This window comes from Methylomonas rhizoryzae (genome assembly GCF_008632455.1).
In the GTDB taxonomy this organism is placed as follows: Bacteria; Pseudomonadota; Gammaproteobacteria; order Methylococcales; family Methylomonadaceae; genus Methylomonas; species Methylomonas rhizoryzae.
Genome location: NZ_CP043929.1, coordinates 544512 through 568601, shown reverse-complemented (window position 1 = coordinate 568601; position 24090 = coordinate 544512). Strand labels below are relative to the sequence as shown.

General features: G+C 48.1%; 38 protein-coding genes and 1 tRNA gene. 1 reads left to right on the top strand and 38 read right to left on the bottom strand.

All coding sequences use genetic code 11. The annotated features are described in order from the left end of the window. Positions 1-3: 3 nt before the first annotated feature. The 8 genes from F1E05_RS02680 to F1E05_RS02645 form a co-directional block, all read right to left on the bottom strand. Positions 4-558, bottom strand: coding sequence for an aspartate carbamoyltransferase (locus tag F1E05_RS02680; protein WP_197737406.1), 555 nt, complete (start codon positions 556-558; stop codon positions 4-6). An 11-nt stretch (positions 559-569) separates the two neighbouring features. Beyond that, on the bottom strand, positions 570-2132 hold the full coding sequence (locus tag F1E05_RS02675) for a cytochrome ubiquinol oxidase subunit I (protein WP_150046506.1): 1563 nt from the start codon (positions 2130-2132) through the stop codon (positions 570-572). Positions 2133-2143: 11 nt separating this feature from the next. Next, the gene (locus F1E05_RS02670; RefSeq protein WP_150046504.1) at positions 2144-2365 is read right to left on the bottom strand and encodes a hypothetical protein; all 222 of its coding nucleotides are present in this window, start codon (positions 2363-2365) and stop codon (positions 2144-2146) included. A gap of 131 nt (positions 2366-2496) precedes the next feature. Next, positions 2497-3519 carry an urease accessory protein UreH domain-containing protein gene (locus F1E05_RS02665; protein ID WP_150046502.1) on the bottom strand — a complete coding sequence of 341 codons (1023 nt, stop codon included), beginning with the start codon at positions 3517-3519 and terminating at the stop codon, positions 2497-2499. A 108-nt stretch (positions 3520-3627) separates the two neighbouring features. Continuing rightward, positions 3628-5361, bottom strand: a complete 1734-nt coding sequence (locus F1E05_RS02660) for a multicopper oxidase family protein (protein WP_150046500.1) — start codon at positions 5359-5361, stop codon at positions 3628-3630. A gap of 159 nt (positions 5362-5520) precedes the next feature. Beyond that, complete coding sequence (locus F1E05_RS02655) at positions 5521-5913, bottom strand: phosphate-starvation-inducible protein PsiE (protein ID WP_197737405.1); 393 nt, start codon at positions 5911-5913, stop codon at positions 5521-5523. Positions 5914-5946: 33 nt separating this feature from the next. After that, positions 5947-6876: a sulfite exporter TauE/SafE family protein gene (locus F1E05_RS02650; RefSeq protein WP_150046496.1), complete on the bottom strand. Its 930-nt coding sequence runs from the start codon at positions 6874-6876 to the stop codon at positions 5947-5949. Between the two features lie 9 nt (positions 6877-6885). Continuing rightward, positions 6886-7584, bottom strand: coding sequence for an MBL fold metallo-hydrolase (locus F1E05_RS02645; protein ID WP_150046494.1), 699 nt, complete (start codon positions 7582-7584; stop codon positions 6886-6888). Between the two features lie 219 nt (positions 7585-7803). Between F1E05_RS02645 and F1E05_RS02640 the strand changes: the two genes are divergently transcribed. Continuing rightward, positions 7804-9156, top strand: a complete 1353-nt coding sequence (locus tag F1E05_RS02640) for a sigma-54 interaction domain-containing protein (protein WP_232056754.1) — start codon at positions 7804-7806, stop codon at positions 9154-9156. 245 nt (positions 9157-9401) lie between these two features. On the opposite strand, the gene F1E05_RS02635 is transcribed toward F1E05_RS02640, so the two are convergent. From F1E05_RS02635 to tuf, 30 genes are all read right to left on the bottom strand, one after another. Then, positions 9402-9477, bottom strand: a tRNA-Thr gene (locus F1E05_RS02635). A 19-nt stretch (positions 9478-9496) separates the two neighbouring features. Further along, complete coding sequence (gene rplQ / locus F1E05_RS02630; protein ID WP_150046493.1) at positions 9497-9859, bottom strand: 50S ribosomal protein L17; 363 nt, start codon at positions 9857-9859, stop codon at positions 9497-9499. 16 nt (positions 9860-9875) lie between these two features. Next, complete coding sequence (locus F1E05_RS02625; protein WP_150046491.1) at positions 9876-10877, bottom strand: DNA-directed RNA polymerase subunit alpha; 1002 nt, start codon at positions 10875-10877, stop codon at positions 9876-9878. A gap of 26 nt (positions 10878-10903) precedes the next feature. After that, on the bottom strand, positions 10904-11524 hold the full coding sequence (rpsD, locus tag F1E05_RS02620) for a 30S ribosomal protein S4 (protein WP_150046489.1): 621 nt from the start codon (positions 11522-11524) through the stop codon (positions 10904-10906). Between the two features lie 17 nt (positions 11525-11541). After that, the gene (gene rpsK / locus F1E05_RS02615) at positions 11542-11928 is read right to left on the bottom strand and encodes a 30S ribosomal protein S11 (RefSeq protein WP_150046487.1); all 387 of its coding nucleotides are present in this window, start codon (positions 11926-11928) and stop codon (positions 11542-11544) included. Positions 11929-11947: 19 nt separating this feature from the next. Then, positions 11948-12304, bottom strand: coding sequence for a 30S ribosomal protein S13 (gene rpsM / locus F1E05_RS02610; protein ID WP_150046485.1), 357 nt, complete (start codon positions 12302-12304; stop codon positions 11948-11950). Positions 12305-12368: 64 nt separating this feature from the next. Further along, entirely contained in the window at positions 12369-12482 is a 114-nt protein-coding gene (gene rpmJ, locus F1E05_RS02605) for a 50S ribosomal protein L36 (protein ID WP_150046483.1), read from the bottom strand. Between the two features lie 32 nt (positions 12483-12514). Continuing rightward, positions 12515-13840: a preprotein translocase subunit SecY gene (gene secY / locus F1E05_RS02600; protein WP_190303228.1), complete on the bottom strand. Its 1326-nt coding sequence runs from the start codon at positions 13838-13840 to the stop codon at positions 12515-12517. A 4-nt stretch (positions 13841-13844) separates the two neighbouring features. Next, entirely contained in the window at positions 13845-14279 is a 435-nt protein-coding gene (rplO, locus tag F1E05_RS02595) for a 50S ribosomal protein L15 (protein ID WP_150046481.1), read from the bottom strand. Continuing rightward, entirely contained in the window at positions 14279-14464 is a 186-nt protein-coding gene (rpmD, locus tag F1E05_RS02590) for a 50S ribosomal protein L30 (RefSeq protein ID WP_150046479.1), read from the bottom strand. Before rpmD ends, rplO begins: the two co-directional genes overlap by 1 nt. Position 14465: 1 nt before the next feature. Then, on the bottom strand, positions 14466-14978 hold the full coding sequence (gene rpsE, locus F1E05_RS02585) for a 30S ribosomal protein S5 (protein ID WP_150046477.1): 513 nt from the start codon (positions 14976-14978) through the stop codon (positions 14466-14468). Between the two features lie 12 nt (positions 14979-14990). Then, a complete protein-coding gene (rplR, locus tag F1E05_RS02580) occupies positions 14991-15344 on the bottom strand; it encodes a 50S ribosomal protein L18 (protein WP_150046476.1) in 354 nt (117 codons plus the stop codon). Between the two features lie 9 nt (positions 15345-15353). Then, positions 15354-15887, bottom strand: coding sequence for a 50S ribosomal protein L6 (gene rplF, locus F1E05_RS02575; RefSeq protein ID WP_150046474.1), 534 nt, complete (start codon positions 15885-15887; stop codon positions 15354-15356). Between the two features lie 16 nt (positions 15888-15903). Further along, the gene (gene rpsH / locus F1E05_RS02570; RefSeq protein ID WP_150046472.1) at positions 15904-16299 is read right to left on the bottom strand and encodes a 30S ribosomal protein S8; all 396 of its coding nucleotides are present in this window, start codon (positions 16297-16299) and stop codon (positions 15904-15906) included. A gap of 30 nt (positions 16300-16329) precedes the next feature. Further along, entirely contained in the window at positions 16330-16635 is a 306-nt protein-coding gene (gene rpsN, locus F1E05_RS02565; protein ID WP_150046470.1) for a 30S ribosomal protein S14, read from the bottom strand. A gap of 9 nt (positions 16636-16644) precedes the next feature. After that, a complete protein-coding gene (gene rplE, locus F1E05_RS02560; RefSeq protein WP_150046469.1) occupies positions 16645-17184 on the bottom strand; it encodes a 50S ribosomal protein L5 in 540 nt (179 codons plus the stop codon). Between the two features lie 14 nt (positions 17185-17198). Then, positions 17199-17516: a 50S ribosomal protein L24 gene (gene rplX, locus F1E05_RS02555; RefSeq protein ID WP_150046467.1), complete on the bottom strand. Its 318-nt coding sequence runs from the start codon at positions 17514-17516 to the stop codon at positions 17199-17201. A gap of 15 nt (positions 17517-17531) precedes the next feature. Continuing rightward, positions 17532-17900, bottom strand: coding sequence for a 50S ribosomal protein L14 (gene rplN, locus F1E05_RS02550; protein WP_150046465.1), 369 nt, complete (start codon positions 17898-17900; stop codon positions 17532-17534). 30 nt (positions 17901-17930) lie between these two features. After that, positions 17931-18194: a 30S ribosomal protein S17 gene (gene rpsQ, locus F1E05_RS02545; RefSeq protein WP_150046463.1), complete on the bottom strand. Its 264-nt coding sequence runs from the start codon at positions 18192-18194 to the stop codon at positions 17931-17933. Continuing rightward, positions 18191-18388 carry a 50S ribosomal protein L29 gene (rpmC, locus tag F1E05_RS02540; protein WP_150046462.1) on the bottom strand — a complete coding sequence of 66 codons (198 nt, stop codon included), beginning with the start codon at positions 18386-18388 and terminating at the stop codon, positions 18191-18193. Before rpmC ends, rpsQ begins: the two co-directional genes overlap by 4 nt. Then, entirely contained in the window at positions 18388-18801 is a 414-nt protein-coding gene (rplP, locus tag F1E05_RS02535; RefSeq protein WP_150046460.1) for a 50S ribosomal protein L16, read from the bottom strand. Before rplP ends, rpmC begins: the two co-directional genes overlap by 1 nt. Before the next feature lie 16 nt (positions 18802-18817). After that, a complete protein-coding gene (gene rpsC / locus F1E05_RS02530; protein ID WP_150046458.1) occupies positions 18818-19489 on the bottom strand; it encodes a 30S ribosomal protein S3 in 672 nt (223 codons plus the stop codon). 12 nt (positions 19490-19501) lie between these two features. Further along, the gene (gene rplV / locus F1E05_RS02525) at positions 19502-19834 is read right to left on the bottom strand and encodes a 50S ribosomal protein L22 (RefSeq protein WP_150046457.1); all 333 of its coding nucleotides are present in this window, start codon (positions 19832-19834) and stop codon (positions 19502-19504) included. An 8-nt stretch (positions 19835-19842) separates the two neighbouring features. Further along, a complete protein-coding gene (rpsS, locus tag F1E05_RS02520) occupies positions 19843-20115 on the bottom strand; it encodes a 30S ribosomal protein S19 (RefSeq protein WP_150046455.1) in 273 nt (90 codons plus the stop codon). A 14-nt stretch (positions 20116-20129) separates the two neighbouring features. Further along, on the bottom strand, positions 20130-20957 hold the full coding sequence (gene rplB / locus F1E05_RS02515) for a 50S ribosomal protein L2 (protein WP_150046453.1): 828 nt from the start codon (positions 20955-20957) through the stop codon (positions 20130-20132). Positions 20958-20990: 33 nt separating this feature from the next. After that, positions 20991-21287 carry a 50S ribosomal protein L23 gene (gene rplW / locus F1E05_RS02510; protein ID WP_150046451.1) on the bottom strand — a complete coding sequence of 99 codons (297 nt, stop codon included), beginning with the start codon at positions 21285-21287 and terminating at the stop codon, positions 20991-20993. Then, positions 21284-21898: a 50S ribosomal protein L4 gene (rplD, locus tag F1E05_RS02505; RefSeq protein ID WP_150046449.1), complete on the bottom strand. Its 615-nt coding sequence runs from the start codon at positions 21896-21898 to the stop codon at positions 21284-21286. Before rplD ends, rplW begins: the two co-directional genes overlap by 4 nt. A 10-nt stretch (positions 21899-21908) precedes the next feature. Next, the gene (rplC, locus tag F1E05_RS02500; RefSeq protein WP_150046448.1) at positions 21909-22550 is read right to left on the bottom strand and encodes a 50S ribosomal protein L3; all 642 of its coding nucleotides are present in this window, start codon (positions 22548-22550) and stop codon (positions 21909-21911) included. 22 nt (positions 22551-22572) lie between these two features. Further along, entirely contained in the window at positions 22573-22884 is a 312-nt protein-coding gene (rpsJ, locus tag F1E05_RS02495; RefSeq protein ID WP_013820389.1) for a 30S ribosomal protein S10, read from the bottom strand. A gap of 5 nt (positions 22885-22889) precedes the next feature. After that, on the bottom strand, positions 22890-24080 hold the full coding sequence (gene tuf, locus F1E05_RS02490) for an elongation factor Tu (protein ID WP_150046429.1): 1191 nt from the start codon (positions 24078-24080) through the stop codon (positions 22890-22892). Between the last annotated feature and the right edge of the window lie 10 nt (positions 24081-24090).

Genomic DNA, 24090 nt, shown 5'->3' with positions numbered 1-24090 from the left:
GGCTTACTCCTGGTTATGCGGATGGTGCTTGCCGGCGTGTTTATGCTGCATGTGCTGGCAATGCGCCGGTTTGCCGTCGGTCGCGTGGCGGGCGTGATCGCGCAATTGGGCGTTGAAATAGCGATGGATTGCATCCACCAAGCCCGGATCTTCGGCACTGTATTCGATTTCCGCCCCGTTGGAGAGCTCGCGGTAATTGAATTGAATGCGCGAGTGACTAGCGGCCAGTTCGGCCAGTCCGGGCATGGTGTCGCCGTGCACCTGGCGCTGGGGGGAAAAGTCACCCTGCTTGAAGCGCATGTTCAGCTCCGCCAAATGCCGGCGGATCAGGCCGATTTGAGTTTGGTCGCTAGGATCATTGGCGATCACCTGCTGAATCCCGCCGTGTGCGGTTTTCTCGAATATATGCAGGGTCTTTTCTAGGTTGAACGGCATGGCGTGACGGCCGCGTTCGGCGACTTGGTCTAAACGGGCCGGACTAGCGGGCGTATCGGCATAGACCGGGAGCGACACTGCAAATAGGGCGGATAGCAGAAAGGGGATAATCGGGTAGCGCATGTTGGCCTCCTCTAGTGGGCGATTGCAGTTTGTTCGAAGAAATAGCGCCCTGTGTGCAAGCTGCTCGGCCCTAAGCGCACATACTTGAACATCAAAAACAATTCGATGATCAACAGCGTGGTATAGAACAAAGCGAAGCCGCCGATGCTGAACCACAACTGGTCGGCGCTGACGCTGGAAACGCTCAGTTGCGTGGGTAACACGCCGGAAATGGTCCACGGCTGACGCCCAACTTCGGCGACGAACCAGCCGGTTTCCGCGGCTATCCACGGCAGCGGGATGCACCAAACCGCCATCCGCATCAACCAGCGCTTTTGGTCGGCAACCCGGGTTGCGCAGTAATAGAAGCTCATCGCGAAGATAAACAACATGGTAAAACCGCATGCCACCATGATGCGGAAGGTCCAAAACAGCGGAGCCACTTTGGGGATGGTGTCGTTGGCCGCTTTGGCTATGGTGGCGGCGTCGGCATCCACTACGTTGTCGGTGTATTTTTTCAGCAGCAAGCCGTAGCCTAGGTCCGCTTTGTGGGTTTCAAAGGCCTGCTTGGTGTTATCGCTGTTGTCGCCAGCGCGCAGTTTTTGCAGTTCGCCGTAGGCTAACATGCCGTTTTTAACCCGTTTTTCGCTCTCATTGCGCAGTTCCTTTAAACCTTTGACTTCTTCGTCTATCGAGCGGGTGGCGATCAGGCCTAACACGTAAGGAATTTTGATTGCATAGTCGGTGCGCTCCTGTTGCTGGTTCGGGATGCCGAAGGCGGTAAAGCTGGCCGGAGCGGGTTCGGTTTCCCATTCGGCTTCGATGGCGGCCAATTTGATTTTCTGAGTTTCGCCTTCGGTATAACCGCTTTCGTCGCCTAAAACGATGACCGATAAAATCGACGCCAGACCGAAGGCGGAAGCGATCGAAAACGAGCGGCGGGCGAAGCCGATGTCGCGCTTGTTCAATAAATACCAGGAGCTGATTCCCAGCACGAACATCGAGCCGGTGACATAACCCGCGGCGACGGTATGCACGAATTTGACTTGGGCGACCGGGTTAAAGAACACGTCGGCGAAGCTGGTCATTTCCATACGCAGCGTTTCGTAATTGAACTCGGCACCCACCGGATATTGCATCCAGCCGTTGGCAATCAGAATCCACAATGCCGACAAACTGGTACCGACCGCCAGCAACCAAGTTACGACCAGGTGCTGCACCTTGCTGAGTTTGTCCCAGCCGAAGAAAAACAGGCCGACGAAAGTGGATTCCAAAAAGAACGCCATCCAACCCTCGCTAGCCAGCAAGGGTCCGAAGATGTCGCCGACATAATGCGAGTAATACGCCCAGTTGGTACCGAATTGAAATTCCAGGGTGATGCCGGTGGTCACCCCCATGGCAAAATTGATTCCGAACAGTTTGCCCCAGAATTTGGTCATGTCCTTATAGACTTCCTTGCCGGTCATCACGTACACCGATTCCATGATGCCGAGGATAAACGTCATCCCCAAGGTTAGCGGGACGAATAAAAAGTGGTACATCGCTGTGAGTCCGAATTGCATGCGGGACAGCATGACGACATCATCACCGAACATGGCGGTTCTCCTTATTTTCTAAGTTGAGTGGCGGGGGAGGGAGCGCTTATGGTCGCTTGATCCTTAGGGGCAAAATGCCGGGTTATATCGATTTGTTGTAAGGGTTGGCCCAACCAGCGAAACAGCAGAAACCATAGGCCAATCAATAAGAGGATTTTCAGCGACAACGCCACGCCGATTTCCCAGGCAAAACGATTGGGCGGCAGCTGGCTTTTTATGGGGCGATTCGGCAAGGGTGTTCTCCGGTTTGGGTGTGATCGAAGCGGATTGACGCTGGAAAGCATTGTTAGAATATTAGATTTTTCTAATTTAATAAAGCGGATTAATCCCTTTTGCCCACACTTATCAAATCGAATCATAAGGCTTAGTGGCCGGACTGCTGCTGCATGGCAGGCATGACATTGGTTTGCAGCATCAGCATGCCGCGTTGGGCCATCATGATTCCCATCACGATGACCAATACCCCGGATACCCGCACCAATTGCCGCATGGCATTCGCGCTGAGCAAGGTCGCGAATAGTCCGAACCCCCACAGTGGAATCAAGGTACCCAGGCCGAACAGCAAGAGTATCGTGGCGCCTTGGAGCGGATCGCCACTACCGGCTGCCATCACATACATGGCTTGTAGCGGGCCGCAGCCCAGCAACAAACCGCTGAGTAAACCGGTGCGCCACGGGCTGCGGGTACGCAGGCTTTTTTCCTGCAACTCCCGGTTCAGCTTTGCCGGCAAGCGCAGAACAAAGCGCCGCAGCGCGCTGAAAACATTGAGCATCCTCAAGCCGTACAGCAATAAAAACAGACTGGCGGCCAAGGCTAGCGCTCCGCGCAACTGCGGCGTAATCGCAATCGCCGATCCCAACAGCCCAAAGCCGGCGCCCAGACTGGTATAGGATAAGGTTTTACTGAAGCCGTAGCTCAGATGGGCCAGCATCTGCCGCCATTTGGGCAAACCGGTATCGGTATAGCCGACCACAAAGCCGCCGCACATGCCTATGCAATGAAATCCGGTTAAAAAGCCGATGCCTAGCAACGCCGCAAAATCCAAATGCGCCGTCATCATTTGCATCAAAGCCGGCATTTTCGATTTACCCCAGAATGTAATGCCGCCGACGACCGACAGCAGCAGCATAAACAACAACCAAGGCCTGGCTTTAGCGGCAAAACGGGTTGCAGGCTCGCCGATTGAATAGCCTTTGCCGATAACGGCGCGCTCCAGCTCCGCCAAGCCGATGCGGGAGTCGTCGAAGGTAATTTCGCCAACTTGCTTGGCAAAACTCACGTCGGCGCGTTCGACACCCGGCAAGCTTTCCAACGTTTGCCGAATGACGTCCTCGCAACCCGTGCAGTGCATGCCGCCGATCGATAGCGTTCTCGATTGGAAGGTCATAAGCCTACTCTCCTGTGTCGGTCGATAACCTCGAAATAACAACGTCAAGTTTTATACGGGAATAGCGGCTTTGCCAGTTGCGGCGGCGAGACATAATGTCGCAGGCCTTTATTCGACCGAGAATTCCCGCATCATTCCCATGTCTTCATGTTCCAAGTTGTGGCAATGAAACATGAACAAGCCTTTAAAATCCTCGAACGGCTTGATTAACTTCAGGCGTTCGCCCGGCATGACCAGCACGGTATCTTTCCAGCCGTTATCCACAAAACCGTCCTTAACGCTGGCGTAGCCCGCACCGCTACCGCCGCTGCGCTCGAAAATCTGGAAATATTGGCCGTGAAAGTGGATGGGATGCGCCATGGACATCATCATACCCATGCCTCCCATACCGCCCATGCCCATACGAGATCCCGTGCCGTTTGCTTGCTGCTCGCTACCGTGGCGCATACCCATGCCGCCATGGCGCATGCCTCCGCCCATCATGCCCATGCCGCCCATGCGGTGGCCGGCGGACTCGTCGGCTTGATGGCCGCCGCCGTGTGCGTGGAATATTTCCATCAGCTGAACGCTGTCGACCGGAATGCGTTCGCTAGGCAACACGTCGTTATAGGCATACGGTCTGCCGTTCAACAGCATGCGCATCGGGCCTTCGGAAATACCGATGGGAACCGGCTTGCCGGGATTGGCCGTGTCGTTCAAGCCATAGCGGCGTATGCTTGACAGAAACTTGGGCAATTTCGGGCTGTCGCTGACTTGGCGGCCTACCTTGACGCTGAAAATCGGATAATCGCTGCCCATGGTTAACGGTGAACCGTGCATGCCGCCCATCATGTGCTCGGCCATTCTCGGCAATGCGCCGGAAAAGCTACGGCTGCGCATGACCAGCTGGGAGCCGACGCTACGCCCGCTAAAATCAGCCCAAACGTCCAAGCGCTCGCCGGGAGCCAGCATAACGTAGGGTTTTTCCACTGGATGTTCCAGCAAACCACCGTCGGTGCCGATGACGGTGACCGGCGTGTTGTCATCCCAGGCCAGCTTGTAAATGCGCGCCGTCGAGCCGTTCATGATGCGAAAGCGGTAGACCCGGCTGGCAACGTCCAGGCGAAAGTTGGCAAAGCCATTGACTAAAATCCTATCGCCGTAAAAGCCCATCATGCGGTCGTGCATGTGACGGACGTATTGGAACTGGTTGCTGACGTCGAACATCCTGTCCTGTATGACGATAGGGACTTCGTATTCGCCGGCAGGCAAGTCCAATTTGGCTTCCTCGCTATCGTTCACCAAAATCGCGCCGGCCAATCCCATGTAGACTTGCCGGGCAGTGGCATTGTGCGGATGCGGATGGTAAATGTTCATGCTGGCACGGTTCAGCATTTCGAATTCGTAAACGAAGCTTTCGCCTTTATCGATCGCGTATAGAGGATGACCGTCCATCTCTGCCGGCACGTGCAGGCCGTGCCAGTGGGTAATGGACGCTTCGTTGAGTTGGTTATGCAGATTGATTCGAATTTTCTGACCTTTTTGAAAGCGCAATATCGGACCGAGATACGAACCGGGGATTTCCGATACGGTGTCGGCTGGGCCCCTGACGAGGGTAGCTGTATAGCGCATGACGCGCGTTGCTTGACCGGGCAGGATGGAAACGGCGGACGGTTTGCAAATTAGGTCGACTTCTACATCCGGACGGAAGTTCGGCGATGCCCGACGGGCGGGCAGTTTTGGCATGTGCCCCATGCCTTCCATCGCCGAGAGCCAGCCGGGTAGGCCGCTCCAGGCTAATAAGCCGGCGGTACCGGCAGTCTTGATGAAGCGGCGGCGGTGTGGATTGGTAGTGTTTGTCATAACGGCTCCTCAACCTGAAGCGGTTTGTTGTAATAGTTGTTGTAGAGAACCTTCCTTGTTGAGCTGGTCGTGAAACTTTAGGCGCCGAGGCGATAATTTAGCGTTGTTAATCTCTCCTGTCGTTGAGTTGGACTAATAAATTGTGAAATTGGCGTATGTCTAGCCGCTATCCGCGGGGGGCTTTAAAATCAGCCGCGTTGAAATTGCCAACACGAATATCGCCAGAGAAACCCATAAAATGCCCAAACCGGTTTGGTGGTGCATTTGCACGTCGGCAATCAACAAGCGGGCCAATGCCGTAATGGCGATGTAAATCAAGCAGCGCACCGGCATCACGTTGGTTTTGAAATAAATGCCGACCATGGCGCCCAATTCCAAGTATATAAATAGCAGCAAAATGTCACCCATGCTGGCTTTGCCTTGCCTCATCATGCTGCCGTAATCGACGACAGCCGCCCAAACGATACTGGCACCGATGACGAATAAGGCTAGATAGTGAAACGCTTCAATCAACAAGTTGCCTAACTCGTCGGCTTTGCTCTTTAAAGCCATGCGTGTGTGTAGTATGCGTTCGATCGACATGACTTATTGCCTGTCTGCGGAATGTTTGCCGGAAAAATTAACGTTCTCCAGCGTGTGTAGCCATCGGCCGAAGCGGATCAAGATTGCTAACCCTGCCAAGCCCAATACCAAGCCGATACTATGCCCGATGTTTTCCAGCCATACCTCGCTGCTGGCGATCAAATCCTCGCTGACGGACTGAGTCAATACGTAAACGCCTATCGCTACAACGGTTACGCCGAATGCTCGGCGAAGTTTCGCTTCGTTAATGAAGCCGGAAATCCCCGCGCCCAGCGCACTGCCGACTAATGCGCCTGCGGAAACGATGATAGTGAGGTCGAGGTCCAGTTCTGCATGCTGGCTATAGCCAGCCAAGCCGGCGAGTGCATTCATGATGATGACCAATAACGAGGTGCCGATCGCGCCATGCATAGGCAGGCCAACCCACAGCGCGAGTGCGGGGACAATTAAAAAGCCGCCGCCCACGCCTATCATTCCCGTTAGGCCGCCAACTAACAAACCGTCGAACAGAACCCGCCGGTAAGGTACCGTCAATGGGCACACCGAAACGATGGCCGCGGCTTTCGGCGCAGAGCGCTCGGCTTTTTTGCCACGTAACATCATGATGCCTGTTGCGATGCAAATCAGGCCGAACAATGTCATTAACCAATCGGCGGAAAAAAGTCCGGCAAGGCGTCCGCCGCCAAAAGCGCCCACCATGCCGGACAGGCCGAAAAACAAACCGCTTTTCCAACACACCGAGTGACGGCGCGCATGCGGAATCAACGCGATGATGCTGGACAAGCCGACCACGACAAACGAGGTGGTAATCGCAGTTTTGGCCGGAACGCCCAGCAGATAAACCAGCATCGGCACCGTCAAGATCGATCCGCCGCCACCCAGTAAACCTAAAAGCAGCCCGATCACTAAAGACAAAAGCAAGGTCAACAGCATGCTTTTCTCCTAGTCTTGAGCCGCAACGGATCCGCAGGACTGGTTTGCGGGTAAGGCTTGCTCAATGTACTTGGGATAGGCTAGCTTCAACTCCTTCATGATAGCTATGAATTCTTCCCGACTGCGGCCTTGGCCTAAGCGGGCGTTTTTGGCCATTTCCTGCTTGATAGTCGATACGGTATTGCCTTGATAATCATGGCCGGGGTAGACCAGGGTATCCGGCGGCAAACTAAATAATTTGCCGGTTATGCTGTCGTACAATTGGCCGGCGTCGCCTTGTTGGAAGTCGGTGCGGCCGCTGCCGCCTATCAATAACGCATCGCCGGTAAACACCCGATCCGCCATCACGTAGCTCACGCAACCGCCGGTATGACCGGGAGTGTGTTTGATGAGGAATTCCAAATCGCCCACTTGCAAGCTGACACCGTCGCTGACGAGTAAATCGGCGCACATTGCGCCGGCGTCGCGATGCACCACGCTTTTGCTGCCGAGACTGTCGCGCAATAAGCCGGCGCCGGTGATATGGTCCGCATGCACATGGGTTTCGAAGGTGTAAACCAGCTTTAATTGCAGGTCTCGCAACAAGGCAAGGTAATGCTCGACTTCCGATGCAACCGGGTCTATCAACACCGCTTTTCCGGTGCGCTCGCAACCCAATAAATAAGTAAAAGTCGACGTTTCGGTTTCGAACAGTTGGCGGAAAATCATGGGAAGCTCCTCAAATTGCCTATAAATTAGAATAGTCTAATTATCTTATATCAATTGTCGTGCCAAATCGCTTCACGGCCTATCGGCTTTATAAGCCTGATGATTCAAGCGATAGCAGGTCGAGAGCAGAGCGATAGCTTGCCGCGTGCCGGTTTCATTATGAAACATTGAAACAAATGTGATACATTTGAAACGTTATTGAAACGTTAAACGGGCAGCGTGAAACAGTTAGTGACTTTTGAGGATTGGCTTGAGCAAATCGGATCGGTAAAGGTGATTGCTACCTTGGCAACGCTAAGCGGCGCTGCGGCAATGGCGGTAAATACGACAGGAACCGTATTGTTTTGCAGCGAGGGCGCTTTGTCTCTGCTAGGAATCAGTGCGGCAGACGCTGTCGGCAAAAACCTGGCTGGCCTGGTGGGACCGACGGCGGCCAATGCGCTTAAGCCGGGTACAAGGCAAGCCGACACGAACCTCGAACCGCAAACAGTGTCGTTCGACTTGCTCAACGGCGGCCATGCCGACTGTCTGGTAAAAACCGGCTTGATGTGCAATGAGCAAGCACGCGTTTTAGGTGCGCTTTACCTGTTGGCGCGGCAGACAAAAGAAGCCCATGCTACGCAACGGCACACGGCTACCTGTCAACAATTTCACGGAATTTTATCCTGCGATCCTAAGATGCTGCAGGCATTAAAAATTATTCATAACGTGGCGGAAACCGACGTGACGGTGTTGATACGCGGGGAATCCGGAACCGGCAAAGAATTGGTGGCTCACGCGTTACACCTGGAAAGTAATCGCCGCAACGGACCGTTTTTAGCGATTAACTGTGCGGCGTTGACACCGAGCTTGTTGGAGAGCGAGTTGTTCGGCCACGTCAAGGGCGCTTTTACCGGAGCGGTTCGCAACCATGCCGGATTATTCCAGCGCGCGCATGGCGGCACCTTGTTTTTGGACGAAGTGGCGGAATTACCGCTGGAATTGCAAGCGAAGTTGCTTAGAGTGCTACAGGAACAGAGCTTTATTCCGGTAGGCGGCGATGCGCCGGTATCGGTGGACGTGCGGATTATCGCCGCCACGCACCGATCGTTGCGCGAGGAAGTTAAAGCCGGCCGGTTTAGGGAGGACTTGATGTATCGCTTGCGAGTCGTGCCCGTCTTTTTACCGCCCTTGCGCGAACGGCGCGGCGACATACAACTGTTGTTGTGGCACTGTATCGAACAACATAACCGGCAAAGCCGAAGGCGGCTGGATGCTATCGCGCCGGATGCGATGCGGATACTGCTGAATTATCGCTGGCCGGGCAATGTGCGCGAATTGAAGAATGTCGTGGAATACGTGTTTGCGGTAGGTCGCGGCAACGAACTGACGATAGAGGAATTGCCGCCGGAATTTCGCGAGCCACTGGCCGAACCGGCAGCAATCGCCACGCAAATGCCGATTCGCAGCGAAGCCGAAGTCATACGCGAAGCCTTGCAAATGAACGATGGGCGGGTAGCCGATGCGGCGCGCTATGCGGGCATGAGCAGAGCGACTTTCTGGCGTAAACGCAAAAAATACGCGCTGGATTAACGTGCTTTACAAAAATGCGCTCGGATATTCCGAACACCAACATCATGAAACAGCACTGCCGTGGGGTGGAGAAACACCACCCCATCGCCGACAGGTAACAACGCCCATCCCGCCGGGGAAAGTGAGCGCGTGGTCGGCAAAAGAAGATTACCGCTAATTACCATCGCTCGCTTTCTTTCCTGGTGATTCCTTGGTGGCTCAAAATAAAAAAGGCCCAGGTAAAAATACCTAAGCCTTTGATTTTATGGAGCTGGTGATGGGACTCGAACCCGCGACCGGCTGATTACAAATCAGCTGCTCTACCAACTGAGCTACACCAGCAATATATTAATTCCGTGAGTTAGTTATCGCGATCAACAAGCTCTACGTATGCCATAGGCGCATTATCACCACTTCGATATCCGCATTTAATGATACGAAGATACCCTCCGTTCCGCCCAGAGAATCTCGGACCAAGCACAGCAAAGAGTTTAGTGACCGCATCTCTATCCTGCAATTTAGCAAATACTCGGCGCCGCTTTGCAACGCTATCTTCTTTTGATAGCGTAATAAGAGGCTCCGCAAACATTCGAAGCTCTTTTGCTTTCGGCAAAGTTGTTTTGATCAGTTCCTCTTTTATTAGCGAACTAGCCAGATTAGAAAATAATGCATTCCGATGGCTACTGTTAAGATTTAGTTGCCTGCCTACTTTACGATGTCTCATTTTTGCAATCTGTTGTTCAATTATTGGAATGGTCAGCGAGATTTTCAGGGGGCCAGTTTTCGAGCCTCATCCCCAAAGACAACCCTTTTATCGCAAGAATATCTTTAATTTCAGTTAATGACTTCTTACCAAGATTTGGAGTTCTAAGTAATTCAACCTCAGTTCGTTGAATTAAATCACCAATATAAAAAATGTTTTCAGCTTTCAAGCAATTTGCAGATCTGACAGTAAGCTCAAGATCATCTACAGGTCTTAGCAGAATAGGATCGAACGAATCCTCTTCGGTATTAATTTCTTCAGGTTGAGTCTCTTTAACCTTTTCGAAATCTACAAACACAGACAATTGGTCATGTAAAATTGAAGCAGCATCCTTAATGACTTTTTCGGGATCTACTGAACCATTGGTTTCCAGATCAATCACTAACCGGTCTAGATTAGTTCGCTGCTCTACCCTAGTGCTTTCAACATGATATGCAACCTTCACGACAGGACTGAACATAGCATCTACCAGAAGCACTCCGACTGGGCTGTCTTCATTCATCTCTTTTCGTAGGGCTGCAGGTATATACCCCCTGCCCCGTTCGATTTTAATCTTAATATCCAGTTGTTTATCTTGAGTTAGATGAGCGATAACAAGCTCGGGGTTTATAATTTCTACACTGCTGATAGACTGAATATCACTTGCTTTGACAGGCCCAACACCGGTTTTAGATAATGTCAATACAACCTCATCTTTCCCATGCAGTATAACTGAAAGCTTTTTTAAATTAAGTAGTATATCGATGACATCTTCCTGAATCCCTTCGATAGATGTAAACTCATGGACTACTCCGGCAATTGATACTTCCGTTACCGCGCACCCTGGAATTGAAGACAAAATCACCCGCCTAAGCGCATTACCAAGAGAATGCCCGAATCCTCTTTCCAGTGGCTCTATAATGATTCTGGAATGATACATGCCTTGGCTTACAACTTCGACTAGCTTAGGCCTAAGCAACCCCGCTACAGCGTTATGCATATTTCTGTTAACCTTTTAAGTCACACTTATTTTGAATATAATTCGACAACAAGCTGTTCATTAATCTCTGAGCCAAGATCAATTCGATCAGGAACCGATTTAAATTGACCAGCCAATTTCTTAGTATCAACTTCAACCCATTGCGGAAAGCCGTATTGCTCTGCGACAGTTATAGCGTCTTTAATACGTTGTTGACTCTTAGCGTTTTCTCTAATACTCACCGTGTCACCAGCGGATACATGATAAGAAGGAACATTGATCAAAGCATCGTTAACTAAAACCGCTTTATGAGATACTAATTGCCTTGCTTCCGCTCGAGTACAAGCAAACCCCATTCGATAAACTACGTTATCCAAGCGAGACTCCAAAATGTCTAGCAAGTTCTGGCCTGTAGCTCCTTTTTTTTGATCCGCAGTTTTATAATAGTTTCTAAACTGCTTTTCCAAAACCCCGTAAATTCTTCTCAACCGTTGTTTTGCGCGAAGCTGCAACGCATAGTCGGAATTTCGAGAACGCTTTGCTCCGTGCTGTCCAGGCTTTTGATCTTGTTTACATTTACTATCTAATGATTTGCCTCGGCTTTTAAGAAACAGATCAGTTCCTTCGCGCCTGGCAAGCTTGCATACCGGTCCAATATATCTAGCCATTGTGTAAAATTCCGCTATTAAACTCTACGTTTTTTGGGTGGTCGACAGCCATTGTGGGGAATAGGGGTAACGTCGACGATGTTGGAAATTTTAAAACCCAGCGCATTTAATGAGCGCACAGCAGACTCCCTTCCTGGTCCAGGGCCTTTAATCATAACATCTAAATTTTTTACACCATATTCAAGTGCAACTTGACCCGCTTTTTCGGCAGCCACTTGCGCCGCGAAAGGAGTACTTTTTCTTGAGCCTCTAAAGCCCGAACCACCGGAGGTCGCCCACGACAGGGCGTTACCTTTTCTATCAGTGATGGTTACGATTGTGTTATTAAACGACGCATGAACGTGTGCAATACCATCAGCAACTTCTTTGCGTATTCGTTTTTTTGTTCTGGTTTGGGTAGCCATACTTATTTAAACCAAAATATTATTTAGTAACAGGCTTTCTTGGCCCTTTTCGTGTTCTTGCGTTTGTACGAGTACGCTGTCCTCTCAAAGGCAGGCCTCTTCTGTGTCTAATACCCCTATAACAACCAAGGTCCATTAGGCGCTTAATATTCATCGAAACTTCTCTACGCAAATCACCTTCGACAGTCATAGCAGCGATTGTTTTCCTAATCGATTCGATCTGCTCTTCGGTCAAATCTTTAAGCTTGGCGGTTGCTTTAATACCAACCTTCGTGCAAATCACTTTTGCAGTTGGTCGACCAACACCATAAATCGCTGTTAAAGCAATTTCGGCGTGCTTATGGTCCGGCACGTTAATTCCGGCAATACGAGCCATTATGCGTTCTCCCGAGCGATAATCAGTTTAAAACTATCCATTATACTATATAGACAAAAAAAATCTATCCTTGACGCTGCTTATGACGACCGTCTTTACAAATCACTCTTACAACGCCAGAACGCTTAACTACTTTACAGTTTTTACAAATTGGCTTTATTGATGCCCGAACTTTCATATTGATTACCCTCAACAGTATTTGTAATTGAATTAGTTTCTTTTTAAATTTGCCTTTTTCATAAGCCCCTCATACTGCTGGGACATCAAATGAGTCTGCATTTGCGAAATAAAATCCATTACAACTACCACAATGATTAAAAGCGAAGTGCCGCCAAACGAGAATGGAACATTCCAATAGACAATCAAAAACTCCGGCAGCAGACAAATCAGAGTTATATAAATAGCACCGAATAAAGTGAGCCTAGACATTACTTTGTCTATATAAAAAGTGGTATGAACACCTGGCCTTATGCCCGGTAAAAATGCTCCGGATTTTTTCAAATTCTCTGCCGTTTCTTTAGAGTTAAAAACGAGAGCGGTATAAAAAAAACAGAAGAAAATTATTGCCAACGCATAGAACATTACGTAAACAGGCTGACCCGGTGACAAAACTGTCGATATTTCAGTTAGCCACGCGAATCCGTCAATATGCCCGAACCACCCTGCGACTGTAGCAGGAAAAAGAATAATACTTGATGCGAAAATCGGCGGAATCACTCCGGCCATATTAAGCTTAAGCGGCAAAAAGGAGGACTGTCCTGCATAAACTTTATTGCCTTGTTGCCGCTTAGGATAATTAATAGTTATCCGTCTCTGCGCCCTTTCAACAAACACAACTAGGGCAGTCACAAGAATGGAAATCAAAAATAGCAGAACAATGAATGCACCGTTCATTTCACCGGTTTGCGCTAATTCCAGAGTCCCCCCGATTGCAGAAGGCAAGCCAGATACTATACCAGCAAATATAATTAAGGAAATACCGTTACCTAGCCCTCGCTCGGTGACTTGTTCGCCAAGCCACATCAGAAATATTGTCCCAGTTACCAACGTAATAGCAGTAACCACTACAAACACAGCACCAGGATTGATAACTACAGACATACCTCCTGCAGTTTGATTTTGAAGAGCTATAGCAATTCCAACCGACTGGAAAGAGGCAAGCACTACAGTCGCATATCGAGTGTACTGAGTAATTTTTCGCCGCCCCGACTCCCCCTCTTTTTTAATTTGCTCTAAAGCAGGGACCACAATCGTCATTAACTGCATAATAATTGATGCAGAAATGTAAGGCATAATGCCCAGTGCGAAAAGACTTAGTCGCATTAAGGCACCACCCGAAAACATGTTGAACATGTCTAGAATCGAACCACCTTGCTGCGCAAACATAGCAGCAAGAGCATCCGGATTTATGCCCGGCACAGGAATGTGAGCTCCTATTCTGTATACTATAAATGCACCCAAAACAAAACCCAGCCTAGCTCTCAGCTCCCCGAACTGAAACTTACCTACCGGCACATCAAAACCTTGTTTACTCACAGCGTCATGCCTCGATTTTTCCGCCGACAGCTTCGATTACTTCTTTAGCGCCCGGCGTAACTTGCAAGCCCTTAATATAAACAGGCCTAGATAGATTTCCCGACTTGATTACCTTAACTTTTGATACCGCAGCAGCTATAACGCTGTATTTTTTTAAAACATCAATATCGATTACTTCGACATGAAGCCCTTCTAGCTCGCTTAACCTGACTTCTGCTGAAAATTTTGCCATGGCAGAGTTAAAACCAACTTTCGGCAAACGTCTTTGCAGCGGCATTTGACCACCTTCAAAGCCAACCTTGTGATAACCACCTGCGCGCGCTTTTTGACCTTTATGACCACGACCACAAGTTTTACCGTCAGTGCAACCAATACCACGACCGACTCGCTTAGACTTTTTACGCGCCCCGTTTGCTGAGGCAATAGAATTAAGAAACATTATGCCTTCTCCACCGTGACCATATAAGAGATTTTATTGATCATACCCCTATTTTCCGGGGTATCGATTACCTCCACTGTTTGGCGAATACGACTTAATCCCAATCCTTTAAGACATTGCAGGTGCTTTTCTAGTCGGCCATTTTTACTTTTGACCATTGTCACTTTAAGTTTTTTGTCGGCCATTTCATTGCCCCATGATTTGATCTACGCTTAAACCGCGTTTCGCTGCGATTTGTTTAGGATCTCGCATCGAAGTTAAGCCTTCTATGGTAGCTCTAACTACATTGATAGGGTTGCTTGTACCTATACACTTTGCCAAAACATTGTGCACCCCAACGACTTCAAATACAGCCCGCATTGCACCACCCGCGATAATTCCGGTACCTTCAGATGCAGGTTGCATATATATCTTTGCGGCACCAACATTCGAAGTAATCGAGTATTGCAATGTTCCTTGATTGAGCGCCACTTTGCGCATGTTTTTTCTAGCTTGTTCAAGCGATTTTTGGATAGCTACCGGTACCTCTCTAGCTTTAGATACGCCGTATCCAACCCTACCCTCGCCATCACCAACAACGGTGAGCGCGGCGAAGCCGAATACTCTACCGCCTTTTACCACTTTAGCGACTCGCCGAACAGAAACAAGTTTCTCCTGCAAACCGTCGCTGCTACCTTGTTGCGCTGTTGCTGTTGCCATCTTAACTTACTCCTAAAAATTCAAACCAGCTTCACGCGCTGCATCAGCAAGGGCTTTTATTCGCCCGTGATATTTAAATCCAGAACGATCAAACGCAACCTCATTGACACCGGCAGCCAACGCTTTTTCAGCAATTTTTCGCCCCACTTCAACTGCAGCATTAATGTTACCGGTACGTCCGACCAGAGCCTTCACTTCGGCTTGCACAGTCGATGCAGCAGCTAAAGTTGAACAACCATCTACACTTAATATTTGTGCATAAATATGCTGAGAAGTTTTATGTATAGTCAGTCGATGAACGGCTTGCTTCTTTATTTTGCAGCGCAGCTTTATTGCTCGCTTCATTCTCGCAGATTTCTTATCCATTTCTATTACCTACTTTTTCTTAGCTTCTTTACGAGCAATGAACTCGTCAGCCAGCTTTACACCTTTACCTTTATAAGGCTCAGGTGGCCGAAATGCGCGAATTTCAGAAGCCACTTGTCCAACTTGCTGCCTGTTACTGCCTTTAACTAGTAATTCTGTTTGAGACGGCGCTTCTACAACGATTCCCTCGGGAACTATATATTCGACTGGATTGGAATACCCAAGAGATAGCGTAAGCTTTTGGCCTGATATTTGAGCCCGATAACCAACACCCACTAATTGCATCTTTTTTACAAACCCCTCGGATACTCCTTTAACCATGTTGGCAACAGAAGCTCGAGTGGTTCCTGCAAATGCTTTTGCATTTTTTATACTGTCATTCCAAGTAATTGCGATTTGACTATTTTCAATGGTTATGCCTACCGACTGCGGCACACAAAACGATAGCTCGCCTAATTTCCCGGATACTTGAATGACAGCACCAACCATTTTTACCTCTACACCGGTAGGTAACGTAATAGGTGCATTTGCTACACGTGACATTTAACCCTCCTATTTGTTAGCATACCGTGCAAATCACTTCGCCGCCATGGCCTATAGCTCTAGCGGCGCGATCGGTCATCACCCCATTGGAAGTAGAAACTATAGCTATCCCCAACCCACCGAGCACCTTAGGCAACTCATCTTTTGATTTATATATCCTTAGCCCGGGCCTGCTAACTCTGCTCACCCTCTCTATCACAGGCACGCCATTGTAGTATTTCAATACAATAGTCATTTCTTTATGCGATCCAATTTCTTCGATCTGAAAATCCGTGATATATCCTTCTTCTTTTAATACTTTCGCTATCGCCGACTTCAATTTAGACGAGGGTAGCTTGACGCTTTTTTTTCCAGCAGCTTGACCATTTCTAATTCTGGTAAGCATATCTGCGATTGGATCTGTCATACTCATTTGTTATTTCTCCACAAACCCGATAAAGATTTACCAGCTCGCTTTCGCTACACCAGGGACATCGCCACGCATCGTAGCTTCCCGTAATTTATTACGGCTAAGCCCAAATTTACGATAATAACCATGTGGGCGGCCAGTTAAATTACATCTGTTTCGTAACCGTGCTTTACTGGAATCTCGTGGAAGTTTCTGTAATTGAAGTTGCGCAGACTCTTTATCTTCAATAGAAGAACTTGGAGAACTAATAACTTTTTTTAAAGCATCTCGCTTTGATTTATATTTTTTTATAAGCTTAGCGCGCTTCACTTCACGCGCAATCATAGATTTTTTAGCCATAAATTGCCCTCAGTTTCTGAATGGAAAGTTAAACTGTTTCAACAATGCTAACCCTTCTTCATCGGATTTAGCAGTTGTAGTGATACAGATATCCATCCCACGTAAGGCATCAATTTTATCGTAATCGATTTCCGGGAAAATAATCTGCTCTTTAATCCCTAAAGTATAGTTACCGCGACCATCGAAAGCTCTAGAGCTAACTCCCCGAAAATCTCTTACTCTCGGAATTGCTATTGTTATCAATCGATCAAAAAATTCATACATTTTGGCGCCACGCAAAGTTACTTTGCACCCGATAGGCATTCCGTCACGAATTTTAAAACCTGCGATTGATTTTCTGGCTAACGTAATAACTGCTTTTTGCCCGGATATTTTTTCCAAATCGGATACCGCTGATTGCAGAATTTTCTTATCTGCAATTGCCTCGCCAACCCCCATATTCAAAGTGATCTTGGTCAACTTCGGCACTTGCATGACCGATTTGTACTCAAATTGTGCTAACAATGCAGGCACAATGTCTTGTTTATATTTCTCTTCAAGTCTTGCCACATCTACCCCCAAACTTATAAATCGACAACTTCACTAGTGGATTTAAACAAACGAACTTTTTTCCCGCTGTCCAAAGTTTTAAATCCTACCCGATCAGCTTTTTTTGTTTTTGGGTTGTAAATAGCAACATTTGAAATATGAATAGGCATATTTTTTTCGACAATACCGCCAGCAATCCCAAGGTTTGGATTACCACGCTGATGCTTCTTAACGGTATTAACGCCATCTATAACTAGCTTATCGTTATTTAGTTTTTTAACGACTTTTCCTAATTTACCTTTTTCTTTCCCAGCGATAACAATTATTTCATCGCCTTGTCTGATTTTATCCATCGCCTCGGACCTCGCTTACAACACTTCTGGAGCTAAAGAAATAATTTTCATAAATTTATCCCCCCTAAGCTCTCTGGTAACAGGCCCGAATATACGAGTACCGATAGGTTGTAGTTGATTATTCAAAATGACTGCTGCGTTACCGTCAAATCTTATTACCGAACCATCCGGACGACGCACGCCTTTACGCGTTCTAACTACTAGCGCATTATAAACATCACCTTTTTTGACGCGAGTGCGGGGCATTGCGTCTTTGACGCTGACCTTGATAATATCCCCAATTCCGGCGTATCGCCGGTGCGAACCACCAAGGACCTTGATACACATGACCTTTTTTGCGCCACTATTGTCGGCGACGTCAAGGCTAGTTTGCATCTGAATCATTTTGAATTCCTAAAAATGTACTTAATATATTTATTTGCTAGAAGCCTCTAATACTTCTACCAGTTTAAACGTTTTTCTTTTTGAAATCGGCCGGCACGAAGTAATGCTAACAAGATCCCCTTGCTGACATAAATTGCTTTCGTCGTGCACTAAAAACTTTGTCGACCGCTTGACATATTTGCCATAGACCGGATGCTTAACCAAGCGCTCGACCAAGACTGAAGCAGTTTTATCCATTTTATTGCTGATTACACGACCGGTTAAAGTACGTACTTTCTCTGGATTTTCACTCATATCACGCCTTTATCCTTTTCGCCCAAAATAGTGTGAATACGGGCAATATCGCGCCTAACTTGTTTAATTTGGCTCGATTTTGTAGATTGCCCTATACTTTTTTGCATCCGTAAATTAAATTGTTCACGAGCTAATTCATATAGAGAAGTAAGCAGCTCTTCTTTCGACTTCTCACGCAGTTCTTTTGCTTTCATCACATTATTGTCCGTGCTGAAAAGGTGGTTTTTACCGGTAACTTCGCTGCCGCCAGAGTGAAAGCTTCGCGGGCCATTTCTTCTGAAACGCCTTCAATTTCGAACAACATGGTACCAGGCTTAATTTGTGCAACCCAATATTCTACACTACCCTTGCCTTTACCCATACGAACTTCTAACGGTTTTTTTGTGATCGGCTTATCCGGGAAAATCCGTATCCAAATTTTGCCGCCACGCTTTACGTGCCGACTTATCGCTCTTCGAGCAGCTTCAATTTGGCGGGCGGTCATTCTACCACGACTAATGGACTTCAATCCATATTCGCCAAAGCTAACCGAAGATCCCCTGGTAGCTATTCCATTGTTTCGATTGGTTTGTTGCTTTCTAAACTTTGTTCTTTTCGGCTGAAGCATAGTCTTGACTCCGTTGTTACTTTTTCGAATCTGAATTCAAAGAAGCGGTATGAGCGTCAAGATCAAACACTTCACCTTTAAAGATCCAAACCTTGATGCCTATGATTCCATACGTGGTTTTTGCCTCGGCTGTACCGTAATCAATGTCAGCGCGCAAAGTGTGAAGTGGAACCCTCCCTTCTCTGTACCATTCTGTTCTTGCGATTTCAGCACCATTCAAACGTCCGGCAACGGTTATTTTAATTCCTTCCGCACCTAACCTCATTGTATTTGTTACCGCTCGCTTCATTGCACGACGGTACATGATCCGCTTTTCCAACTGCTGGGCAATGCTTTCAGCCACAAGATAAGCATCTAACTCCGGCTTTCTGATTTCTTCCACGTTCAATTGAACGGGAACGCCCATCATCGCCGAGATATCTTGCCTAAGTACATCGATATCTTCGCCTTTCTTTCCTATTACAATGCCAGGCCGGGCGGTATGTACAGTGATATTGGCGTTATTAGCCGGTCTGTTGATTTGCACTCTGCTTACTGAAGCGTGCGCCAACTTCTTTTTAATATATTCGCGAACTTTGAGGTCCTGCAGGAGTAGAACGGGGTAGTTCTGGCTGTTTGCGTACCATCTGGACGTCCAATCTTTAACTATCCCAAGGCGTATACCTGTAGGATGAACTTTCTGACCCATTTTTAACCTCTATTAACTTTCCGCTACAGTTACAGTAATGTGACACGTTCTCTTAAGAATGTGGTTCGCTCGCCCTTTCGCCCGTGCAGCTATTCGCTTCATCACACGCCCCTCGTTTACAAACACGGTAGAAACTTTTAAGTCGTCGATGTCGGCATTTTCGTTGTGTTCTGCATTCGCGATTGCTGACTCCAAAACCTTTTTGAAGATACCGGCCGCTTTCTTTGGACTAAATGCAAGAACGTTTAGTGCTTTTTCTACTGACAAACCTCTTATCTGATCACCCACTAATCTGGCTTTTTGGGCCGATAAGGGCGCGTTGCTTAATTTCGCTGAAACTTCCACACATCCTCCTATCTGGATTTCTTATCTACGATATGGCCTTTATAGGTACGCGTCGGGGAAAACTCACCCAATTTGTGTCCGACCATGTTTTCCGTAATTAGAACCGGAATGTGTTGTTTTCCATTATGGACAGCTATCGTCAAGCCCAACATTTCAGGACTTATCATCGATCTTCTAGACCATGTTTTAATCGGTTTCCGATTATTCGCCCTCACAGCTTCTTCTACTTTTTTCAGCAAATGATGGTCAATAAAAGGACCTTTCTTAATTGAACGTGGCACGTTTTATACCCCTGTTATTTCTGCTTGCGGCGTCTGACGATCATATTGTCAGTGCGTTTGTTTTTGCGTGTTTTGTATCCTTTTGTCGGCGTACCCCATGGAGATACTGGATGACGCCCACCTGAGGTCCTGCCTTCACCACCACCGTGCGGATGGTCTACCGGGTTCATTGCCACCCCTCTAACGGTCGGCCTAACGCCTCGCCAACGCTTTGCGCCTGCTTTCCCCAGAGAAATCAAATTATGTTCGGAATTGGACACTTCTCCGACTACACCTTTGCAATCAGAAGGTACTTTGCGCATCTCGCCAGAGCGCAGCCTTAATGTGACATAAGCTCCATCTTTAGCAACGAGCTGAACAGAAGTGCCCGCGCTACGAGCCAACTGAGCACCTTTACCTGGCTTCAATTCAACGCAATGTAGCACAGCACCCAAAGGTATATTTCTAAGCGGCATACAATTGCCTGGCTTGACCGGCGTGGTCTCTCCGCTCATTACTTCTTGGCCAACTTCTATGCCCTTTGGTGCAATAATGTATCTGCGTTCGCCGTCTTTGAAGAGCAGCAACGCAATGTTCGCAGTCCGATTCGGGTCATATTCGATTCGCTCAACAACGGCAGGAACTTCTGTTTTGTTTCGTTTGAAATCGACAATCCGATAGAATTTTTTATGCCCCCCGCCAACATGGCGAGTGGTTATTCTACCTGCATTATTTCGACCGCCTGTTTTCGATTTCTTGTCTAGTAGCGGCGCAAATGGCTTACCCTTATACAAGTTATCGTTTTTTACACGCACCACAAACCGAGATCCTGGAGAGGTCGGTTTTGATTTTAGAATAGCCATGCTGTTCTACCCATTCCTAAAATTGCTATTTGCCTATGCTGAGGCCAGTTCGATTGCATAACCGGACTGAAGCTTGATGTATGCTTTTTTCCAATCCGAGCGCTTACCCAAGCTACGGCCAAAACGCTTGACCTTGCCTTTAACGTTTAACACCCGAACAGCATCAACTTTTACATCAAACATCGCTTCTACAGCGTTTTTAATTTCAAGCTTTGTAGCGCTTTTCAACACCCGAAATACGTATTGATTACTTTCCGCAATTACGGCGCTTTTCTCTGAGATCACCGGGGCAGTCAAAACAGTCGCTAGTCGTAATTTATAGTTGTTCATGACAAACGTTCCTCTAATTGCTTAAGCGCCAAACTGGTTACCAATACTTTGTCAGCTGATACTAAAGTAACTGGATCGACGCTTAATGGCGTCATCACCGCAACATAAGGCATATTACGTGCTGCTAGAATCAAATTCTCGTTCAGATCTTCTACAAGCAACAGCACGCGCTTTGCATCCAAGTCCTTTAGTTTCGCCACGAGCTCTTTAGTTTTCGGTGCTGAAGGAAATATACTATCGCATACCGCTAAACGGCTTTGCCTTAATAACTCGGAGAATATGGAACGAAGGCCCGAGCGATACATTTTTTTATTCAGTTTTTGGTCAAATGAACGAGGCTGAGCTGCGAACGCCACTCCTCCTGACCTCCAAATAGGACCTCTAGTAGTACCAGCTCGTGCGCGACCCGTGCCTTTTTGCCTGAATGGCTTGCTGCCACCACCACTAACTGCAGAACGATTTTTCTGCGCTTTGGTGCCAGATCTTGCGGCGGCCATGTGCTTAACTACTAACTGGTGAACTAAAGTTTCATTGAACGACTGCCCGAAAACAGATTCTGATACTTCACTACCGGCTTGTTGGCTTTCGATATCAGGAACTTGCAAACTCATAACGTAACCTTTATTTACTTTTAACTGCTGGTGTGATGGTAACATCTCCGCCCTTAGCCCCCGGAACCGCCCCCTTTACCAGAATCAAACTTTTCTCTATATCGATAGAGTGAATAGTCAGATTCTGAACGGTGGTCTTTTCCGCCCCCATGTGGCCACACATTTTCTTTCCTTTAAATACGCGACCCGGAGTTTGGTTCATACCGTTAGATCCAGGCACCCTATGTGAACGCGAATTCCCATGCGTAGCGTCTTGAGTTCTAAAGTTATACCGTTTAACGGTACCAGCAAAACCTTTACCTATGCTAATGCCGCAAACATCGACTTGTTGGCCGGCCTCGAATACGCTAACAGAAAGCTCTGAACCCGCAGTCAAATCGACGCCTTCACTTTCGCCTAGCCTAAACTCCCACAAACCTCTACCCGCAGTCACATTTGCGGTAGCGTAGTGCCCGGCCATTGCTTTATTAATTTTTGACGACTTTATGTGCCCGGCAGCTATTTGCACAGCGCGATAACCGTCTATTTCTATGTTTTTTACTTGAATAACACGATTCGAGTCTATGTGCAGCACGGTGACCGGTACTGAAGTACCGTCTTCATTGAAAATCCGCGTCATCCCGCACTTACGACCAACAAGACCTAATGACATCTGTCGATTCCTCTATTTTTGCTTATTTCAGCTTGATTTGAACATCTACGCCAGCGGCGAGATCAAGCTTCATTAACGCATCAACTGTTTTATCTGTTGGCTCTACTATATCCAACAGCCTTTTGTAGGTGCGCAGTTCATACTGATCACGCGCATCTTTATTAACATGCGGCGATATCAATATCGTGAACCGTTCTTTCCGGGTCGGCAAGGGTATAGGCCCTTTGACTTGGGCACCGGTACGTTTAGCTGTTTCAACGATTTCACCGGCCGATTGATCAATTAACTTGTGATCGAATGCTTTCAGTTGAATGCGGATAGTTTGATTCGCCATTGCTATTACTCGATTATAGAAGCCACAACGCCCGCGCCCACGGTACGACCACCTTCACGGATCGCGAAGCGCAAGCCTTCATCCATAGCGATAGGCACTATCAATTTCACTTCGACGGAAATGTTGTCACCCGGCATCACCATTTCTACGCCTTCAGGCAATTCTACCGCGCCCGTTACATCGGTGGTTCTGAAGTAAAACTGTGGCCGATAACCGTTAAAGAATGGGGTATGCCGTCCACCCTCGTCTTTTGACAGGACGTAAATTTCCGCTTTAAAGTGCGAGTGTGGCTTGATAGAGTTGACGTGTGCCAACACTTGACCGCGCTCAACCTCATCACGCTTGGTTCCGCGCAACAACACGCCGACGTTATCGCCTGCTTGCCCCTGATCCAATAATTTGCGGAACATTTCCACACCGGTGCAGGTGGTTTTGATAGTTGCCTTGATACCGACGATTTCAACCTCTTCGCCGACTTTGATAATGCCGCGCTCGACACGGCCGGTAACGACTGTACCGCGGCCGGAAATCGAGAATACGTCTTCGATAGGCATCAGGAATTTGCCGTCAATTGCACGCTCAGGCTCCGGAATGTATGTATCCAGGGCTTCTACCAATTTGATCACGGATTGCACGCCGATTTCGCTTTGGTCGCCTTCCAACGCTTTCAACGCAGAACCCACGATAATCGGGGTGTCGTCGCCCGGGAATTCGTATTGATTTAACAATTCGCGGATTTCCATTTCGACCAATTCGATCAATTCGGCATCGTCTACCATATCCGCTTTGTTCAGGAATACGACAATGTAAGGCACGCCAACCTGGCGGGACAATAAGATATGTTCGCGCGTTTGCGGCATCGGACCGTCCGCTGCCGAACAAACCAGGATAGCACCGTCCATTTGCGCCGCGCCGGTAATCATGTTTTTGACGTAATCGGCGTGTCCCGGGCAGTCTACGTGCGCGTAGTGGCGCGTAGTGGATTCGTATTCGACGTGCGAAGTGGAAATCGTGATGCCGCGCGCGCGTTCTTCAGGTGCGTTGTCGATTTGATCGAAGGCTTTGACTTCACCGCCGTTGGCTTCCGCCATGACTTTTGTCAACGCCGCTGTCAGCGTGGTTTTTCCATGGTCTACGTGACCAATCGTGCCGACGTTTACGTGCGGTTTCTTTCTTTCAAACTTTTCTTTAGCCATGAGTCGTTAC

Bases quoted from the DNA above. Each gene is read 5' to 3' on its own strand.
- rpmD (WP_150046479.1), bottom strand. From the start codon at position 14,464: ATGGCCGACAAAAAACTTAAAGTGACAATGGTCAAAAGTAAAAATGGC.
- rplW (WP_150046451.1), bottom strand. From the start codon at position 21,287: ATGAACAACTATAAATTACGACTAGCGACTGTTTTGACTGCCCCGGTG.
- rplC (WP_150046448.1), bottom strand. From the start codon at position 22,550: ATGTCATTAGGTCTTGTTGGTCGTAAGTGCGGGATGACGCGGATTTTC.
- rplO (WP_150046481.1), bottom strand. From the start codon at position 14,279: ATGTTTCTTAATTCTATTGCCTCAGCAAACGGGGCGCGTAAAAAGTCT.
- F1E05_RS02675 (WP_150046506.1), bottom strand. From the start codon at position 2,132: ATGTTCGGTGATGATGTCGTCATGCTGTCCCGCATGCAATTCGGACTC.
- rpmC (WP_150046462.1), bottom strand. From the start codon at position 18,388: ATGAAAGCAAAAGAACTGCGTGAGAAGTCGAAAGAAGAGCTGCTTACT.
- rplX (WP_150046467.1), bottom strand. From the start codon at position 17,516: ATGGATAAAATCAGACAAGGCGATGAAATAATTGTTATCGCTGGGAAA.
- rpsD (WP_150046489.1), bottom strand. From the start codon at position 11,524: ATGGCTAGATATATTGGACCGGTATGCAAGCTTGCCAGGCGCGAAGGA.
- rpmJ (WP_150046483.1), bottom strand. From the start codon at position 12,482: ATGAAAGTTCGGGCATCAATAAAGCCAATTTGTAAAAACTGTAAAGTA.
- F1E05_RS02645 (WP_150046494.1), bottom strand. From the start codon at position 7,584: ATGATTTTCCGCCAACTGTTCGAAACCGAAACGTCGACTTTTACTTAT.
- rplQ (WP_150046493.1), bottom strand. From the start codon at position 9,859: ATGAGACATCGTAAAGTAGGCAGGCAACTAAATCTTAACAGTAGCCAT.
- rplF (WP_150046474.1), bottom strand. From the start codon at position 15,887: ATGTCACGTGTAGCAAATGCACCTATTACGTTACCTACCGGTGTAGAG.
- rpsM (WP_150046485.1), bottom strand. From the start codon at position 12,304: ATGGCTCGTATTGCCGGAATTAACGTGCCGGACCATAAGCACGCCGAA.
- rpsH (WP_150046472.1), bottom strand. From the start codon at position 16,299: ATGAGTATGACAGATCCAATCGCAGATATGCTTACCAGAATTAGAAAT.
- rpsC (WP_150046458.1), bottom strand. From the start codon at position 19,489: ATGGGTCAGAAAGTTCATCCTACAGGTATACGCCTTGGGATAGTTAAA.
- rpsK (WP_150046487.1), bottom strand. From the start codon at position 11,928: ATGGCTACCCAAACCAGAACAAAAAAACGAATACGCAAAGAAGTTGCT.
- rpsJ (WP_013820389.1), bottom strand. From the start codon at position 22,884: ATGGCGAATCAAACTATCCGCATTCAACTGAAAGCATTCGATCACAAG.
- rpsQ (WP_150046463.1), bottom strand. From the start codon at position 18,194: ATGAGTGAAAATCCAGAGAAAGTACGTACTTTAACCGGTCGTGTAATC.
- F1E05_RS02660 (WP_150046500.1), bottom strand. From the start codon at position 5,361: ATGACAAACACTACCAATCCACACCGCCGCCGCTTCATCAAGACTGCC.
- rplD (WP_150046449.1), bottom strand. From the start codon at position 21,898: ATGAGTTTGCAAGTTCCTGATATCGAAAGCCAACAAGCCGGTAGTGAA.
- tuf (WP_150046429.1), bottom strand. From the start codon at position 24,080: ATGGCTAAAGAAAAGTTTGAAAGAAAGAAACCGCACGTAAACGTCGGC.
- rplP (WP_150046460.1), bottom strand. From the start codon at position 18,801: ATGCTTCAGCCGAAAAGAACAAAGTTTAGAAAGCAACAAACCAATCGA.
- rpsE (WP_150046477.1), bottom strand. From the start codon at position 14,978: ATGGCAACAGCAACAGCGCAACAAGGTAGCAGCGACGGTTTGCAGGAG.
- F1E05_RS02665 (WP_150046502.1), bottom strand. From the start codon at position 3,519: ATGACCTTCCAATCGAGAACGCTATCGATCGGCGGCATGCACTGCACG.
- F1E05_RS02655 (WP_197737405.1), bottom strand. From the start codon at position 5,913: ATGGCTTTAAAGAGCAAAGCCGACGAGTTAGGCAACTTGTTGATTGAA.
- rpsN (WP_150046470.1), bottom strand. From the start codon at position 16,635: ATGGCTAAAAAATCTATGATTGCGCGTGAAGTGAAGCGCGCTAAGCTT.
- rplR (WP_150046476.1), bottom strand. From the start codon at position 15,344: ATGGATAAGAAATCTGCGAGAATGAAGCGAGCAATAAAGCTGCGCTGC.
- rplN (WP_150046465.1), bottom strand. From the start codon at position 17,900: ATGATTCAGATGCAAACTAGCCTTGACGTCGCCGACAATAGTGGCGCA.
- F1E05_RS02680 (WP_197737406.1), bottom strand. From the start codon at position 558: ATGCGCTACCCGATTATCCCCTTTCTGCTATCCGCCCTATTTGCAGTG.
- F1E05_RS02650 (WP_150046496.1), bottom strand. From the start codon at position 6,876: ATGCTGTTGACCTTGCTTTTGTCTTTAGTGATCGGGCTGCTTTTAGGT.
- F1E05_RS02625 (WP_150046491.1), bottom strand. From the start codon at position 10,877: ATGCATAACGCTGTAGCGGGGTTGCTTAGGCCTAAGCTAGTCGAAGTT.
- rplB (WP_150046453.1), bottom strand. From the start codon at position 20,957: ATGGCTATTCTAAAATCAAAACCGACCTCTCCAGGATCTCGGTTTGTG.